This is a genomic window from Streptomyces rubiginosohelvolus, assembly GCF_014649875.1.
Lineage (GTDB): Bacteria > Actinomycetota > Actinomycetes > Streptomycetales > Streptomycetaceae > Streptomyces > Streptomyces rubiginosohelvolus.
The window spans coordinates 83,514-98,628 of the sequence record NZ_BMTW01000014.1; the positions used below are offsets into that span (position 1 = coordinate 83,514).

Here is a 15,115-nt window from a genome sequence, read left to right on the forward strand (position 1 = left end):
ATCAGCGGGCCGCCGGATGAGCGGTCCACCACCAGTTCTGGATCGAGATCTGGATCTTCTGCGTCGACATGCCCCGACCTTAGCGGACGATCCGGGCGCCTGAGCGGGTGTCTCACCCATTGAGCGTTCGAATGGACGCCCTCCAGGACCCCGTAATGTTGTCCACGTGACCGTGAACGCCAATACCTCCGTCGCCGGTGGCAACACCTGGCGAGACCTTCCCGCGGCGCAGCAGCCCGAGTACCCCGACTCCGAGGCGCTGCGCGATGTACTCGCGGACCTCGCGTCGTATCCGCCGCTCGTCTTCGCGGGCGAGTGCGACCAGCTGCGCGCCCGTCTGGGAGCCGTCGCCAAGGGCGAGGCGTTCCTGCTGCAGGGCGGCGACTGTGCCGAGGCCTTCGACGCCGTGTCCGCCGAGCACATCCGGGCCAAGCTGAAGACGCTGCTCCAGATGAGCGCCGTCCTGACCTACGCCGCCTCCGTGCCGGTCGTCAAGGTCGGCCGGATCGCGGGCCAGTACTCCAAGCCGCGCTCCAAGGGGACCGAGACCCGCGACGGCGTGACCCTGCCGACCTACCGCGGCGACTCGGTGAACGGCTTCGCCTTCACCGAGGAGGCCCGGGTCCCGGACCCGCAGCGGCTGAAGCAGATGTACCACGCGTCCTCCTCCACGCTGAACCTGGTGCGCGCCTTCACCACCGGCGGTTACGCCGACCTGCGCCAGGTCCACGCCTGGAACCAGGACTTCGTGAAGTCGTCCCCCGCAGGCCAGCGCTACGAGGCCCTGGCCCGCGAGATCGACAACGCGCTCAACTTCATGAAGGCGTGCGGCACCGACCCGGCCGAGTTCAAGGCGGTCGAGTTCTACGCCTCGCACGAGGCGCTGCTGCTGGACTACGAGACGGCGCTGACCCGCACCGACTCGCGCACCGGCCAGCTGTACGACACCTCCGGCCACATGGTCTGGATCGGTGAGCGCACCCGCCAGATGGACGGCGCGCACATCGAGTTCGCCTCGAAGGTCCGCAACCCCATCGGCATCAAGCTCGGCCCGACGACCACCGTCGACGAGGCGCTCGGCTACGTCGACCGCCTCGACCCCGAGCGCGAGCCGGGCCGGCTGACCTTCATCGTCCGCATGGGCGCCGACAAGGTCCGCGACAAGCTCCCCGAGCTGGTCGAGAAGGTCACCGCCTCCGGCGCGACCGTCGCCTGGGTGACCGACCCGATGCACGGCAACACCTTCGAGGCCGCCTCCGGTCACAAGACGCGCCGGTTCGACGACGTCCTGGACGAGGTCAAGGGCTTCTTCGAGGTCCACAAGGGCCTCGGCACCCACCCGGGCGGCATCCACGTGGAGCTGACCGGCGACGACGTCACCGAGTGCGTGGGCGGCGGCCACGAGATCTTCGTGGACGACCTGCACCAGCGCTACGAGACGGCCTGCGACCCCCGGCTCAACCGCAGCCAGTCGCTCGACCTGGCCTTCCTCGTCGCCGAGATGTACCGCGACCAGTAGAAGTCCTCGCCGGACGCACCTGTGGGGCACGGATCCATGTGATCCGTGCCCCACAGTCGTACCCAGGACTTTTGCGCCACCCGGGGGGCGGGTAAGGTTAGGTTAGCCTCACCGACGAAGACCGGGACGGCATCAGCGACCGACCCGCAGGGAGGTGAACCGCATGTACGTCTGCTCCTGCTTCGGCGTCACCGAGGCACAGGTCAAGAAGCATGCGGACGCCGGTGCCTGCACACCCCGGCAGATCGCGTCGGCCTGCAAGGCCGGCACGGACTGCGGTGGCTGTGTGCGCCGCATCCAGGCTCTGCTGGGCCGCGGCGACTGCCCGCGCCGCGAGCTGCTCGACCAGCGGCCGGAACCCGTGGCCGCCTCCGTCGCCCGCCCGGCCCTCTCCGACGCCGCCTGAGCGGCCGTCCGGCGGTCAGCTCTCCGGCTGCTCGATCAGCTGCGCGATGTAGAGCGGCTCACCGAGCTTCTCCACCAGCTCCAGCTGGGTGTCGAGGTAGTCGATGTGGTGCTCCTCGTCCTCCAGGATCGACTCGAAGATGTTCGCGGAAGTGATGTCTCCCTTGCCGCGCATCACCTCGATACCGCGCTTGAGGCGGTCGATCGCCTCCACCTCGACCTGGCGGTCCGCCTGGAACATCTCGGTCACCGTCTGACCCACCCGGACGTGGAACAGCCGCTGGTAGTTCGGCAGTCCGTCCAGGAACAGGATCCGGTCGGTGAGGATCTCGGCGTGCTTCATCTCGTCGAAGGACTCGGCCCGGGTGTACTTGGCGAGCTTGGTCCACCCGAAGTTGTCCTGCATCTTCGCGTGCAGGAAGTACTGGTTGATCGCAGTCAATTCGGCGGTCAGCTGCTCATTGAGAAACTCAAGGACCTCGGGGTCGCCCTGCATGGCAAAGGTTCCTTCCAACCGGTGATCGATCTGGCAAGTAGGCCAGATCCTCGCACCGCGCTCAGCGGCCGTCCAGTAAGTGCACGCTTAGTACGAGTTGCCCCCATGGAGGTCCTCCCTGGTCATGACCACCCCTGCCTGTCTGTCACCATGGAGACATGGGTCAGCCGGAAAACCGGGAGAATCGCGGAGCAGAGCAGTCGGAGCTTCCACCAGGACAGCGACTGCAGCGCGGATGGCCGGTCACCCATTACGGGCCCGTTCCCAAGTTCAAGCCCGACCGCTGGGAGTTCCGGGTCTTCGGAGCCACCGCCGACGGCGACAAGCACTGCTGGAACCACCAGGACTTCTCGGCCCTGCCGTTCTCCTCGGTCGTCGCCGATCTGCACTGCGTGACGAAGTTCAGCATGATCGGCGCCGAATGGGGCGGGGTCCCCGCCCGCGCGATCCTCGAACTGGCACCGCCGGCCCCCGACGCCACCCATGTGATGGTCTGGGCCGAGTACGGCTTCTCCTCGAACCTGCGCCTGGCCGACTTCGCCTCCGAGCGCACCCTCTTCGCCACCCACAAGGACGGCGAACTCCTCACCGCCGAGCACGGCTTCCCGCTCCGCCTCGTCGTCCCCCACCTGTATGCCTGGAAGGGCCCGAAATGGGTCCGGGGCATCGAGTACATGACGGCGGACCGCCGCGGATTCTGGGAGGAGCGGGGCTACCACAACATCGGCGACCCCTGGTCCGAGCAGCGCTACTCCTACCAGGAGGAGCCGGGCGACGGCCCGGAGCTGTAGGGCCTGTCGTCAAACTGCCGCCTGCCGCGCTCCGGGCGACGACGGCAGTTTGACGACAGGCCCTAGCGCTCTAGCGGGTGCCGCGCAGCTCCTTCAGCCGGGCCACGTCCGCCGTGTGCCCCTCCTTGCCGCCGGGCGTCTCGATGATCAGCGGTACGCCCTCGGTCGCCGGATGGGCGAACAGCTCGGCGAACGGCTCCGCCCCGATGTGCCCTGCGCCGATGTTCTCGTGCCGGTCCTTGTGGGCGCCCACGACGTCCTTGGAGTCGTTGGCGTGGATCAGCTTCAGCCGCCCCTCGCCTACCGTCCCCACCAGCAGGTCCAGCGTCTGCCGCATCCCCGTCGGACCCGTCAGGTCGTGCCCGGCGGCGTAGATGTGGCAGGTGTCCAGGCAGATGCCGAGCTTCGGGTGGGAGTCCAGCGCCTCGAAGTACGGGCCGAAGTCCCAGGTCCGGGAGCAGAGCGAGAAGCCCTGGCCGGCCGTCGACTCCAGCAGCAGATCCGGATCGTCGTCATGGGTCAGCTCGTCCAGCAACGGCCGCATGTGCTCCCGCACCTGGGCCAGCGCCTCGGCGCGCGGCCGCCCGCCGGTAGCCGAACCGGTGTGCACCACCACGCCCAGCGCGCCGATCTCCCGGGCCCGCCGCAGCGAGTGGCGCAGGGACTCCACGGACTTCTCCACCGTCGCCTCGGTGTGCGAGCCGAAGTTGATCAGATACGGGGCGTGGACGTACGCCGGGATCGAGGCCGCCGCGCACTCGGCGCGGAACAGCTCGTCCTGCGCCGGGTTCCCGACGGGCGTCGCCCAGCCGCGCGGGTTCGCCACGAAGACCTGCACGGTCTCCGCCGCCAGCTCGCGCGCGTACTCCAGGCCGACCTTGGCGAGGCCGCCGGCCACCGGGACATGCCCGCCCACCGGGTTGCGCAGAGAGTCCATCCGGTTCTAGAGCCCCTTGGTCTTGATGGTGATCGTGGAGCCTTCGGGGGCCTGCTCGCCGCCGTCCACGGACTGGCTGGCGATGGTGTCGCTGAAGGAGAGGAACGGCCGGTCGACCTCCACCTCGAAGCCCGCCTCCTCCAGGGTGCTCCGCGCCTCGTCGACGTCCCGACCGGTGACGTCGGGGACGTCCAGCATCCGGGGGCCCTTGGAGACGGTCAGCTGGATCGTGTCGCCCTCGGCCGCCTCGGCGCCCTCCTTGGGGGACTGCTCGGCGACGGCTCCCTCGTCCTCGGGGGAGTGCACCCGGCCGGGCAGCACCTCGGCCTTCAGCCCCTCGGCCTCCAGCTCGGCGGTGGCTTCCTCGGCGGAGAGCCCGGTGACGTCCGGGACGTCGACCGGGGCGCCCTTGCTGACGACGAGCGCCACGGCCGTGTCCGGATTGCGGTCGGTGCCGGCGCGGGGATCCGTGCGGATCACCTCGCCCCGGGCCACGTCCTCGCTGAACTCCCTGGTCACCATCCCCGGGACCAGGCCCACCTTCTTCAGGGAGCGCCGGGCGTCCCCGAGGGAGCTGCCCACCACATCGGGCACCCGCACGATCTCCGGGCCCCGCGAGACGACGAGCCGCACCGAGCCGTTGCCCCGGATCCGGTCGCCGGAGGCGGGGTCGCTGCTGACGACCTCGCCCCGCTCGACCGTGTCGCTGAAGACCCGGTCCACACCCTTCAGCCCGAGCCCGGCGTCCGCGATCCGCTTCTCGGCGGTCTGCTGGGTCTGCCCGAGCACCGAGGGGACCTGGGTGAACTGGCCGGAGTTGATGTACCAGACGCCCGTGCCGATCCCCAGGGTCAGCAGGACGGCGGTGAGCGCGATGATCAGCTTGCGGTGCGGCCCGCCGAACGGACCGCGCCGGCCGCCCCGGCGCCGGGCCGGAGCGGCGGGCCCCGCGGGCGGCATCGCCAGACGGCTGGTGCGGTGCACGCCGTCCCCGCCACCGTCCTCCGGAAGAGCCCGGGGGATCACGCTCGTACGGTCGTCCGCGCCGTCATGGGAGTCCGCCAGCGCCTGCGGCGGTACGGCGTCCAGCTCGGCCTCGGTCAGCCCGGCGCGGGCCTCACGGGTCTCGGCCAGCAGCAGCACCGCGTCGTGCGGGCGCACCTCGGGGTTGCGGGCGGTCGCGCTCGCCACCAGGGAGTCCAGCGCGACGGGGAGCCCGGGCACGACGGCGGACGGGGCCGGGACGTCGGAGTTGAGGTGCTGGTAGATGACCTGGGCGGCGTTCTCGCCGGTGTGCGGTTTGGCGCCGGTGAGCATCTCGTACAGCACGACCCCGCAGGCGTACACATCGCTGCGGGTGTCGGCGGTGCCGTGCTCGATCTGCTCGGGGGCCAGATACGACACCGTGCCCAGCAGCGAGCCGGTGGTGTCGGTGGCCGTGCCGACCGCCCTGACCAGGCCGAAGTCGGCGACCTTCACCCGGCCGTCGTCCCCTATCAGGACGTTCTCCGGCTTCATGTCGCGGTGCACGAACCCGGCCCGGTGCGCGGCGCCGAGCGCGGCGAGGACCGGCTCCAGGATGTCCAGCGCGGCCCGGGGCTGGAGGGCCCCGCGCTCGCGCAGCACGTCGCGCAGGGTGCAGCCCGCCACGTACTCCATCGCGAGATAGACGTACGCGCCCTGAGCGCCCTGGTCGAAGACCGCGACGACATTGGGGTGCGCCAGGCGGGCCACCGACTTGGCCTCCCGGATGAAGCGCTCGACGAACGAGACGTCGGTGGCGAGCGCCGGGTGCATCACCTTGAGGGCGAGCACCCGGTCCAGGCGGGTGTCCACGGCCCGGTAGACCGTGGCCATCCCGCCGACGGCGATGCGCGCCTCAATGCGATACCGGCCGTCGAGCAGCTGCCCGACGAGAGGGTCCTGGAGGGTCGTGTCCACCCCGAGAGTCTACGAGCCGCCACGGACACCCCGGACGGGCCGGGGCACTCCCGGGGCCGTTCCCTTACCGACCTGTGACAAGGAGGTTTTCAGCCCCTCCGGCGATTGAGGAGCGGGGGTTCGGGGGCAGCGCCCCCGACGGTCACCGGCTCAGAACGCGGGCCGCTCCGGATCGAACGCCGCCCGCCCCGCCACCGGCGACGACGCCTCGGCGAAGTGGCGACGCGGAATCCGGCCGGCACGGCGGGCCAGCCGGCCCGCCTCCACCGCGTGACGCATCGCACCCGCCATCAGCTCCGGCTCCTGGGCCCGTGTCACCGCCGAGGCGAGCATCACAGCCGCGCACCCCAGTTCCATCGCCTGCGCCGCGTCCGATGCGGTCCCGGCCCCCGCGTCGAGGATCACCGGCACCCCGGCCCGCTCCACGATCAGCTCGAAGTTGTGCGGGTTGCGGATGCCGAGCCCGGAGCCGATGGGGGAGCCCAGCGGCATGATCGCCGCGCACCCCACGTCCTCCAGTTTCCGGGCGAGCACCGGGTCGTCGTTGGTGTAGGGCAGGACCACGAACCCGTCGTCGACCAGGATCTCCGCCGCGTCCAGCAGCTCGATCGGGTCGGGCAGCAGGGTCCGCTCGTCGGCCACCACCTCCAGCTTCACCCAGTCCGTGCCGAGCGCCTCCCGGGCCAGCCGGGCGGTCAGCACCGCCTCACCCGCGGTGAAGCAGCCCGCGGTGTTCGGCAGGACCTGGATGGAGAGCCGCTCCAGCACGGAGAGCACCGAACCCTGCACGGTCGGGTCAAGACGGCGCATCGCGACCGTGGTCAGCTCGGTGCCCGAAGCGATCAGCGAGCGCTCCAGCACCTCCAGGCTCGGGGCCCCGCCGGTGCCCATGATCAGCCGGGATCCGAACGTGGCGGGTCCCAGCGTGAAGACGTCGTCCGACATGGTCAGCCTCCCTGTACGGCCGTCAGGACCTCGACGCGGTCGCCCTCGCCGAGCGTGGTGGTGGCCCACTGGCCGCGCGGGACGACGCTCTCGTTGACGGCTGCGGCGACCCCGGAGCGGGCCTGGGTCAGGGCGCCGACCAGGGCGCCCAGGTCGGTCCCGGCGGGAACGGCACGGGCTTCCCCGTTCACCGAGACGGAAACGGTGGCGGGCGCGGTGCCTTCCGGTGCTGCTGCTCGCGGTACGGAGATGCCTTCCGGCGCGGCGGGCTGCTGGGTCATACGGGCTGCTCCTGGAGTGCGGGGGCGGCGGGCTCGAAACGGCCGGGCGAGAAGGGGCGGGCCTCCTCGGGCAGCTCGCCGGTGGTCAGGGCGTCGGCCATCGCGTCCCCGGTGACGGGCGTCAGCAGGACCCCGTTGCGGTGGTGGCCGGTGGCGAGCAGGAGACCGGGCAGGACGGTCGGGCCGAGCAGCGGGGCGTTGTCGGGCGACGCGGGACGCAGACCGGCCCGGGTCTCGGTCAGCGGCAGCTCGGTGATGCCCGGCACCAGCTCATGGGCGTCGCGCAGCAGCTCGTACACCCCGCCGGCCGTGACCGTGGTGTCCCAGCCCATCTCCTCGCTGGTGGCGCCGACGACCAGCTCGCCGTTCTCGCGCGGTACGAGGTAGAGGTGGCCGCCCCGCACCACGGCGCGCACGGTGCGGCTGAGGAAGGGGGCGTACGCCGGGGGCACGGTGAGCCGGAGGACCTGGCCCTTGACCGGGCGTACCGGTGGCACGAGCTCCGGCGGGAGCCCCGCGAGCCGCCCGCTGAGACTGCCCGCGGCGAGCACGACCTGGTCGGCCGCGAACTCCTTACCGTCGCCGAGCGAGGCCCCGGTGGCCCGGCCCCTCTCGACGGTGAGCCGCTCGGCGGTCGTCCGGCGAAACGCGACCCCGGCCCGCTCGCACGCGGTCAGCAGCGCCGAGGCGAGGCGGCGCGGATCCACCTGGTGGTCGCCGTCGACCCGGAGCCCGCCCCGGACTCCCGGGGCCAGCATCGGTTCGAGCCGGCGGCACTCACGGCCGCTCAGCCAGACCGACTCCAGACCCGAACGCTCCTGGAGGGCGTGCAGTTCGCGCAGATGCGCCCGGTCGTCGGAGTCCAGCGCGACGGCGAGCGTGCCGCAGCTCCGGAAGCCGGTGTCCCGGCCGCTCGCCTCCTCCAGCTCCCCGACGAACGCCGGATAGCGGGCGGCGGAGGTGAGGTTGAGGCCGAGCAGCATCTGCTCGCCGTAGTGCAGTTCGGTGACGGCGGCCAGCATGCCCGCCGCGACCTGGGCGGCTCCGCCGCCCGGTGCGGGATCGGCCACGGTGACCGCCAGCCCGCGCTGTGCGGCCCGCCACGCGGTGACCAGGCCGATGATGCCGCCCCCGATGACGAGGACGTCGGATCCTGAGGTTCCCGTTCCCCCCAAGGCTCCGGAGGTCTTCCCCGAGACGCGCATGAGTGTCCAGCCCCTCCCTTCGCCGGCATGACCCGGATCAGGTTCGTACGGTCGGAAGCCGTCCAGCCTCCCTCTCAGCCCGGTGCGTCCGGGCTCCCGCGAGTGTTCTACCTTGGCCACCCTAAACCCCGCCGTCCACCGCCCAGTAGGGGAGCCGTCATCATGGCCCGTTCGCTCGACGGACTCGTCCTCGCGCCCGTCGCCGACCAGGCCCCGGGCCAGGTCGGCACCCGCACCCGCTTCACGTACCACGAGCAAGGCGGCCGGATCTGGGCCGAGTACACGGGCGGCGACGTCGTCCACGGCCATCTCGTCGGCACCCGGGACGGGGACGCGCTGGACTTCCGCTATGTCCAGCTCAAGCAGGACGGAACGACATCCTCCGGGCACTGCCTCTCCACTGTCACCGAGCTCACCGATGGCCGGGTCCGTCTGGAGGAGCGCTGGGAGTGGGAGTCCCAGGAAGGCAGCGGGACCAGCGTGGTGGAGGAAGTGGCCTCCTGAGGGCCGTCCTGAGGGCCGGTGTCCGGCAGCCGTCTTCCTGACGCTTCGTCAGATGATTAAGGTGGACAGGTGAGCGAGCAGCAGACGGAGAAGAGTCCGGCCCGGAACGTCGTGGTCGTCGGCGCGGGCATGGCGGGCGTGCAGAGCGCCGTCGCCCTGCGCGAGGCGGGCTTCACCGGCCCCGTCACCCTGATCGGCGCCGAGCCCCACCAGCCCTACGACCGCCCGCCGCTGTCCAAGGCCGTGCTGCTGGGCAAGGCCGAGGACTCCGCCTTCGACGTCGACTTCGAGGCGCTGGACATCACCCTGCGCCTCGGTCTGGACGTCACCGCCCTGCGCGCCGCCGACCATGTGCTGGACACCGCCGACGGGCCCGTCCGCTACGACGCCCTGATCCTCGCGACCGGCGCCGAACCCCTGACCCTGCCCGGCACCGAGGGCGTGCCCGGCGTCCATCTGCTGCGCACCCTCGACGACGCCGCCCGGCTGCGGCCCGTCCTGGACCGGCAGCACGACGTGGTCGTCGTCGGGGCGGGCTGGATCGGCGCGGAGTTCGCCACCGCAGCCCGCGCCGCGGGCTGCGCCGTCACCGTGGTCGAGGCCGCGGCCCGCCCGCTCGCGGGCACCCTGCCCGCCGAGGTGGCCTCCCCGATGGCCGCCTGGTACGCCGGGAGCGGCGCCGAACTCCTCACCGGGGCCCGGGTCGAGCGCGTCGAGGAGGGGGCCGTGATCCTCGCGGACGGCCGCACCCTGCCCGCCGGAGCCGTGGTCGTCGGCGTCGGCGCGCGCCCCGCCACCGGCTGGCTCGCGGGCTCCGGGATCGCCCTCGGCCCGGACGGTTCGGTCACCGCCGACAGCGCCCTGCGCACCTCGCTGCCCGATGTGTACGCGGTCGGCGACTGCGCCTCCTTCCCCTCGGCCCGCTACGGAACCCGGCTGCTGGTCCACCACTGGGACAACGCCCTCCAGGGTCCGCGCACCGCCGCGGCCGCGATCATGGCGGCGGAGAGCGGCGCACCGCTCCCGGTCTACGACCCCGTCCCGTACTTCTGGTCCGAGCAGTTCGGCCGCTTCGTGCAGTACGCCGGCCACCACGCCGACGCCGACACCCTGCTGTGGCGCGGCGACGGGGCGGACGCCACCTGGTCGGTGTGCTGGCTGCGCGACGGGGCGCTGGCCGCCGTGCTCGCCGTGGGCCGCCCGCGCGATCTCGCCCAGGGGCGCAGGCTCATCGAGTCGGGGGCCGCCCTCGACCCGGAGAAGGTCGCCGACCCCGCCGTACCCCTGAAGTCCACCGCCCTCTGACCGCCCCGGGACCGCCGCTGACACCCCCCGTACGGTCGGCCCGGCTACCGACTGTCAGTCCCAGGTGGCAGGCTTGTCCCCGTGACCGAGATTGACGCAAAGACCGATGCTCTCGTCCCCGCCTGGCTTCACCTTCCCGACATCGCGGAAATGCTCGATGTCCAGGTGACGCGCGTACGGCAGTTGGTCAAGGAGGGCCAGCTCATCGCCGTACGCCGTGGTGAGAACCGGACGCTCCAGGTGCCCGCCGCCTTCATCGACGGCGACAAGGTGGTCAAGGGCCTCTCCGGCACCCTGACCCTCCTGAAGGACGACGGCTTCTCCGAGGAAGAGATGCTGGAGTGGCTCTTCACTCCCGACCCGACCCTGCCCGGCACCCCCGCGCAGGCGCTGAGCGAGAATCGCGGGACGGAGGTGAAGCGCCGCGCCCAGGCGCTCGCCGTCTGACCGATACGCCAGGAAGCGGTGCACGGGCCGTCCGACACGGCCCGTGCACCCGCACGACCACGGGGGAATCCACTCCGCCGTGACGACCACGGGGGTTTCCACCATGTCCACACCTCGCGAGCAGCTGTCCGACGCCCGGCTCTACCTGTGCACGGACGCCCGCAAGCGGCAGGGTGACCTCCCCGCCTTCCTCGACGCCGTGCTCACCTCCGGCGTCGACATCGTCCAGCTCCGGGACAAGGGCATGGAAGCCGCCGAGGAGCTGGAACACCTCGCGGTGTTCGCCGACGCCTGCCGCCGGCACGGCAAGCTTCTCGCCGTGAACGACCGCGCCGACGTCGCCCACGCCATCGGCGCCGACGTCCTGCACCTCGGCCAGGGCGACCTGCCCGTCCCCGCCGCCCGCGCGATCATCGGCGCCGACCGGCTGATCGGCCGCTCCACGCACGCCGAGGCCGAGGTCGACGCCGCCGTCGCCCAGGACGGCGTGGACTACTTCTGCACCGGCCCCTGCTGGCCCACCCCCACCAAGCCCGGCCGCCACGCCCCCGGCCTCGACCTCGTGCGCTACGCCGCCTCGCTCGGCGGGCAGCGCCCCTGGTTCGCGATCGGCGGGATCGACGCGGGCAATCTGGACCAGGTGCTGGACGCCGGGGCCCGCCGCGTCGTCGTCGTCCGGGCCGTCACCGAGGCCGACGACCCGGCCGCCGCCACCGCCGAGCTGGCCCGCCGCGTCCGGGCACACACGAGCTGAACTCCGCGCGTACGGGCGGCGGACATCCCGGGCCCGAGCCGGGGAATGTCCGAGGAGTGGACAACAGTCCGGCAATTCGAGACAAACTTTCCCGCTCTGGTTGGGTGAGTGTCCACCCCCTGGTTAACCTCCCCTTATGGCCCTTGGAACAGCTTCCACCAGGACGGATCACGCGCGCACGGTGCGTGACCTGCTGGCGACCGGCAAAACGTCGTACTCCTTCGAGTTCTGGGCTCCCAAGACGGAGAAAGGTGAGCGCAACCTCTGGAACGCGCTGCGCCGGGTCGAGGCGGTCCGGCCGAGCTTCGTCTCCGTGACGTACGGCGCCGGAGGCTCCACCCGCGCCGGGACGGTCAAGGCCACCCAGGAGATCGCGGCGGACTCCACGCTCACCCCGGTCGCCCACCTCACCGCGGTCAACCACTCGATCGCCGAGCTGCGCAACATGGTCGGGCAATACGCCGACGCGGGCATCAGGAACATCCTCGCCGTCCGCGGCGACCCGCCGGGCGACCCGATGGGCGAGTGGGTGGAGCACCCGCAGGGGGTGCAGTACGCCGCCGACCTCGTCCGCCTCATCAAGGAATCGGGCGACTTCTGCGTCGGCGTCGCGGCATTTCCCGAAATGCACCCCCGGTCCACCGACTGGGAGACGGACATCGGTCATTTCGTGGACAAGTGCCGGGCGGGCGCGGATTACGCGATCACCCAGATGTTCTTCCGCCCGGAGGACTATCTCCGGATGCGTGACCGCGTGGTCGCTGCGGGTTGTGAAACACCGGTGATCCCCGAAGTGATGCCCCTCACCAGCGTGAAGCAACTGGAAAAGTTCTCCCAGCTCAGCAACGCGACCGTGCCCGAGTCGTTGAAAGAGCGCATCCTCGCAGCCAAGGACGATCCAGCCGCTGTACGCTCCATTGGCATCGAGTTCGCAACGGAGTTCTGCGCGGAGCTGCTGTCCGAGGGTGTGCCCGGGCTGCACTTCATCACGCTCAACAACTCGACGGCTACGCTCGAAATCTACGAGAAACTCGGACTGCACAAGCAGTCGTGACCGGTCGTACCCGCCCCCGAAGCGGTGACGGCCGAAGGAGGGGGCGGGCGTGGGCTGGACGGTCCTCTACATCGCATTCGGTCTGGTGGCACTGTGGCTGCTCGGCGAGGTGCTGCTGCAGTACAAGGCACGACTGCGCTGGCGGCTGCTCGCCTTCGGCGGCTTTCTCGGCGTGGTGGTCGGGGTGCTGCTGGCCTCCGTCCCGGTCATCATCGTCGGGACGCTCGCCTTCGCCACCGGCCAGACCTTTGTGACGCTGTCCTTCCGGCGGGGCTTCTCCACCGGCTGGGCCATAGGCGGCAGCCCGGGGGAGAGCCGTCGGCGCAAGAGCGGCGGCGAGGGCGCGGCGGTGAAGGAACCGACGCTGCAGGTCTCGGACCTGGAGGTCGCGGAGCCGGACGCCCCCGCCGGATACGACCGGCCCCCGCCCGCACCGTCCGTCTACGCGACGGAGCCGCTCCCCGACGACACCGGCCAGTACGGCGTGTACGGGGACACCGGCTACGACACGAACGGCCACGCCCACCAGGACCAGGGCCACGACGCCGACCCCTCGGCCCAGCCGCAGTACGCCGCGTACGACCCGTACACCGGCTACGGCCAGCCGCAGGCCCAGGACCCCTACGCCGGAACCTACGACTACGGCACCGGCGAACAGAGCTACGCCGCCTACTCCGACCCGTACATCGGCACCACCAACCAGGCCCCCTCCTACGGCTACGACGCCTACGGCAACGGCGACGGCTACGACAGCCAGGGCGGGCAGCAGAGCTACGCCGACCCCTACGCCCAGAGCTACGGCCAGGACACGTACGGCACGGGGGCGTACGCCACGGACACCCCGCCCGGCGGCGTCTGGGTCCCCCAGCAGCGCGACGCCGAGCAGTACCCCCCGATGCCACCGGAGCAGCCCACCGCGTACGGCAACGGCTACGACACCGGCCAGAACGAGCAGTACCGCTACTGAGCGCGCCCCTGCCGGGGCCGCGCCCCGGCTGCCGGGCCGCTCAGCGGGAGCCGCGGAAGCCGTCGCCCTCCACCACGAGCCCGGCCACCAGCGTCCCCGACATCCCGGCGTGCGGGAGACCGCCGCCCGGATGCGCCCAGCCGCCCGCGAGATACAGCCCCGGCAGCCGGGTCAGGTTGCCCGGGTGCAGATACCCGCCGTCCGCCCCGGCCAGCGCGGGCGGCGGCACCGCACCGCCCTCGGCCCCCGTCTCCGCCTCGGTCTCCGCCGGCGTACGGATCTCCGTGTGCAGGATCCGCTCCCGCAGCCCGGGAACGGCCGCGCCCGCCCGCTCCACCAGGACGTCCGCGAACCGCTGCCGCACCTCCGCGTCCCGCCAGTCGACCGGACCCTGCGGAGCCACCGTCGCGGTGAGCGTCACCGCCTCGTGCTCCGCGTCCGGGCGGGTCGCCGGATCGTCGGGGCGCAGCACCGTCACCGTGGGGTGGCCGGCGACCCGGCCCGCGAACACCGCCTCCTGCTCCGCCGCCCCCTGCGCGCTGTGCACCACGGTCCGGTGCACCGCGTCCGCCTCCCGGGCCCCGCGCAGCGACAGCAGCACCGTGAACCGGCCCGCCGCGCCCGCACCCGAGCTCGCCCGGACCGGCACATCGCCCGCGCCCCCCACCTGCTGACCCGGCACCAGACCCGGACGCGGCCGGACCCCGAGCACCACCCGGTCGGCCTCGGCCACCTCGCCGCCCGCCAGCTCCACGCCCGCCGCCCGGCCGTCCTTCTCGACGACCCGGACCACCTCGGCCCCGAAGACGAACTCCACCCGGCGGGCCACGCACCGCTCGTACACCGCGCGGGCCAGCTCCCGCATCCCGCCCATCACGTACCAGCTGCCGAAGGTCTGCTCCATGTACGGCAGCAGCGCGGCGCTCGCGGGGGCGGTGCGCGGGTCGAGGCCGTGGGCGAGCGCATACCCGTCGAGCAGGGCCGCCAGGCGCGGGTCCGCCAGCTCCCACGCGCCGATCTCCGCGACCGTGGCCGCCTGCCGGGCCGGGCGCAGCAGCCGCCGCTGCCGCACCGCCGGATACGGATCGCGCCCCAGCACCTGGTGGTCCGCGCGCAGCGGCTCCTCCAGCAGCGGCCGCCGGGAGCGGTCCCAGGCGTCCCGGGCCCGGTCCATGAAGTCGCTCCAGCGCGCCCCGGAACCCGCGCCCAGCGCCCCGTCCAGAGCGGCGGCCACCCCGGCCCGGGAGGCGTTGGGCAGGGACACCGCGGTGCCGTCCGCGAAGAGATGGCGGCTCGCCGGATCGACCTGGGCCAGCGTCACGGACTGCTCCAGCGACTCCTTGCCGGTCTTCACGAAGAGGTCCCGCTGGACGGCGGGCAGGTGCAGCAGCCCCGGCCCGGTGTCGAAGACGAAGCCCTCGTGCTCATGGCGGCCGAGCGAGCCGCCGTAGCTCGCGGACCGCTCGTAGACCGTCACCTTCTCGCCCGCGACGGCCAGCCGGGCGGCCGCCGCCATCGCGCCCGTCCCGGCGCCGATCACCGCAATGCGTGCCATGCCGGTGAC

At 72.1% G+C, this 15,115-nt stretch carries 17 protein-coding genes and 1 riboswitch; of the genes, 9 read left to right on the forward strand and 8 right to left on the reverse strand.

The window, feature by feature from the left end; genetic code table 11:
- Position 1 precedes the first annotated feature (1 nt).
- Entirely contained in the window at positions 2-70 is a 69-nt protein-coding gene (locus tag IE134_RS34700) for a trp operon leader peptide (protein ID WP_106969533.1), read from the reverse strand.
- A gap of 102 nt (positions 71-172) precedes the next feature.
- On the opposite strand from IE134_RS34700, the gene IE134_RS26320 reads away from it, so the two are divergent.
- Positions 173-1,519, forward strand: a complete 1,347-nt coding sequence (locus tag IE134_RS26320; RefSeq protein WP_029182028.1) for a class II 3-deoxy-7-phosphoheptulonate synthase — start codon at positions 173-175, stop codon at positions 1,517-1,519.
- Between the two features lie 163 nt (positions 1,520-1,682).
- Entirely contained in the window at positions 1,683-1,925 is a 243-nt protein-coding gene (locus IE134_RS26325; RefSeq protein WP_030718889.1) for a (2Fe-2S)-binding protein, read from the forward strand.
- Between the two features lie 15 nt (positions 1,926-1,940).
- Here the strand turns inward: IE134_RS26325 and bfr are convergent, their stop codons facing one another.
- Complete coding sequence (bfr, locus tag IE134_RS26330) at positions 1,941-2,420, reverse strand: bacterioferritin (protein WP_007451289.1); 480 nt, start codon at positions 2,418-2,420, stop codon at positions 1,941-1,943.
- A 158-nt stretch (positions 2,421-2,578) separates the two neighbouring features.
- Between bfr and IE134_RS26335 the strand changes: the two genes are divergently transcribed.
- On the forward strand, positions 2,579-3,211 hold the full coding sequence (locus IE134_RS26335; protein ID WP_030718893.1) for a sulfite oxidase-like oxidoreductase: 633 nt from the start codon (positions 2,579-2,581) through the stop codon (positions 3,209-3,211).
- 70 nt (positions 3,212-3,281) lie between these two features.
- On the opposite strand, the gene IE134_RS26340 is transcribed toward IE134_RS26335, so the two are convergent.
- The 5 genes from IE134_RS26340 to thiO all read right to left on the reverse strand — a co-directional run bounded on the left by IE134_RS26340 (position 3,282) and on the right by thiO (position 8,520).
- Positions 3,282-4,148, reverse strand: a complete 867-nt coding sequence (locus tag IE134_RS26340; RefSeq protein ID WP_030718895.1) for a deoxyribonuclease IV — start codon at positions 4,146-4,148, stop codon at positions 3,282-3,284.
- Between the two features lie 6 nt (positions 4,149-4,154).
- Positions 4,155-6,089: a Stk1 family PASTA domain-containing Ser/Thr kinase gene (gene pknB / locus IE134_RS26345; protein ID WP_126931272.1), complete on the reverse strand. Its 1,935-nt coding sequence runs from the start codon at positions 6,087-6,089 to the stop codon at positions 4,155-4,157.
- Positions 6,090-6,239: 150 nt separating this feature from the next.
- Complete coding sequence (locus IE134_RS26350) at positions 6,240-7,034, reverse strand: thiazole synthase (protein ID WP_030718901.1); 795 nt, start codon at positions 7,032-7,034, stop codon at positions 6,240-6,242.
- 2 nt (positions 7,035-7,036) lie between these two features.
- The gene (thiS, locus tag IE134_RS26355; RefSeq protein ID WP_229823746.1) at positions 7,037-7,315 is read right to left on the reverse strand and encodes a sulfur carrier protein ThiS; all 279 of its coding nucleotides are present in this window, start codon (positions 7,313-7,315) and stop codon (positions 7,037-7,039) included.
- Positions 7,312-8,520: a glycine oxidase ThiO gene (gene thiO / locus IE134_RS26360; RefSeq protein WP_098019089.1), complete on the reverse strand. Its 1,209-nt coding sequence runs from the start codon at positions 8,518-8,520 to the stop codon at positions 7,312-7,314. Before thiO ends, thiS begins: the two co-directional genes overlap by 4 nt.
- Positions 8,518-8,630: riboswitch (TPP riboswitch) on the reverse strand. (Overlaps the previous gene by 3 nt.)
- A 52-nt stretch (positions 8,631-8,682) precedes the next feature.
- On the opposite strand from thiO, the gene IE134_RS26365 reads away from it, so the two are divergent.
- The 6 genes from IE134_RS26365 (at position 8,683) to IE134_RS26390 (ending at position 13,551) form a co-directional block, all read left to right on the forward strand.
- Entirely contained in the window at positions 8,683-9,024 is a 342-nt protein-coding gene (locus IE134_RS26365) for an avidin-fold protein (RefSeq protein ID WP_030718910.1), read from the forward strand.
- Positions 9,025-9,153: 129 nt separating this feature from the next.
- On the forward strand, positions 9,154-10,329 hold the full coding sequence (locus IE134_RS26370; protein WP_229823748.1) for an NAD(P)/FAD-dependent oxidoreductase: 1,176 nt from the start codon (positions 9,154-9,156) through the stop codon (positions 10,327-10,329).
- A gap of 81 nt (positions 10,330-10,410) precedes the next feature.
- On the forward strand, positions 10,411-10,776 hold the full coding sequence (locus tag IE134_RS26375) for an Rv2175c family DNA-binding protein (protein ID WP_006123878.1): 366 nt from the start codon (positions 10,411-10,413) through the stop codon (positions 10,774-10,776).
- 103 nt (positions 10,777-10,879) lie between these two features.
- Complete coding sequence (gene thiE / locus IE134_RS26380) at positions 10,880-11,530, forward strand: thiamine phosphate synthase (RefSeq protein WP_098895583.1); 651 nt, start codon at positions 10,880-10,882, stop codon at positions 11,528-11,530.
- A gap of 136 nt (positions 11,531-11,666) precedes the next feature.
- Entirely contained in the window at positions 11,667-12,584 is a 918-nt protein-coding gene (gene metF / locus IE134_RS26385) for a methylenetetrahydrofolate reductase [NAD(P)H] (protein ID WP_030718919.1), read from the forward strand.
- 49 nt (positions 12,585-12,633) lie between these two features.
- Positions 12,634-13,551 (forward strand): chromosomal replication initiator protein DnaA, encoded by a 918-nt coding sequence (locus tag IE134_RS26390; protein WP_189431930.1) that lies wholly within the window; start codon positions 12,634-12,636, stop codon positions 13,549-13,551.
- 40 nt (positions 13,552-13,591) lie between these two features.
- On the opposite strand, the gene IE134_RS26395 is transcribed toward IE134_RS26390, so the two are convergent.
- Positions 13,592-15,106, reverse strand: coding sequence for a phytoene desaturase family protein (locus IE134_RS26395; RefSeq protein WP_189431932.1), 1,515 nt, complete (start codon positions 15,104-15,106; stop codon positions 13,592-13,594).
- Between the last annotated feature and the right edge of the window lie 9 nt (positions 15,107-15,115).

Coding starts and splice junctions, on each gene's coding strand:
- metF (WP_030718919.1), top strand. CDS start 11,667: ATGGCCCTTGGAACAGCTTCCACCAGGACGGATCACGCGCGCACGGTG.
- IE134_RS26350 (WP_030718901.1), bottom strand. CDS start 7,034: ATGTCGGACGACGTCTTCACGCTGGGACCCGCCACGTTCGGATCCCGG.
- IE134_RS26335 (WP_030718893.1), top strand. CDS start 2,579: ATGGGTCAGCCGGAAAACCGGGAGAATCGCGGAGCAGAGCAGTCGGAG.
- thiS (WP_229823746.1), bottom strand. CDS start 7,315: ATGACCCAGCAGCCCGCCGCGCCGGAAGGCATCTCCGTACCGCGAGCA.
- bfr (WP_007451289.1), bottom strand. CDS start 2,420: ATGCAGGGCGACCCCGAGGTCCTTGAGTTTCTCAATGAGCAGCTGACC.
- IE134_RS26325 (WP_030718889.1), top strand. CDS start 1,683: ATGTACGTCTGCTCCTGCTTCGGCGTCACCGAGGCACAGGTCAAGAAG.
- IE134_RS26365 (WP_030718910.1), top strand. CDS start 8,683: ATGGCCCGTTCGCTCGACGGACTCGTCCTCGCGCCCGTCGCCGACCAG.
- thiO (WP_098019089.1), bottom strand. CDS start 8,520: ATGCGCGTCTCGGGGAAGACCTCCGGAGCCTTGGGGGGAACGGGAACC.
- IE134_RS26340 (WP_030718895.1), bottom strand. CDS start 4,148: ATGGACTCTCTGCGCAACCCGGTGGGCGGGCATGTCCCGGTGGCCGGC.
- IE134_RS26370 (WP_229823748.1), top strand. CDS start 9,154: ATGGCGGGCGTGCAGAGCGCCGTCGCCCTGCGCGAGGCGGGCTTCACC.
- IE134_RS26395 (WP_189431932.1), bottom strand. CDS start 15,106: ATGGCACGCATTGCGGTGATCGGCGCCGGGACGGGCGCGATGGCGGCG.
- thiE (WP_098895583.1), top strand. CDS start 10,880: ATGTCCACACCTCGCGAGCAGCTGTCCGACGCCCGGCTCTACCTGTGC.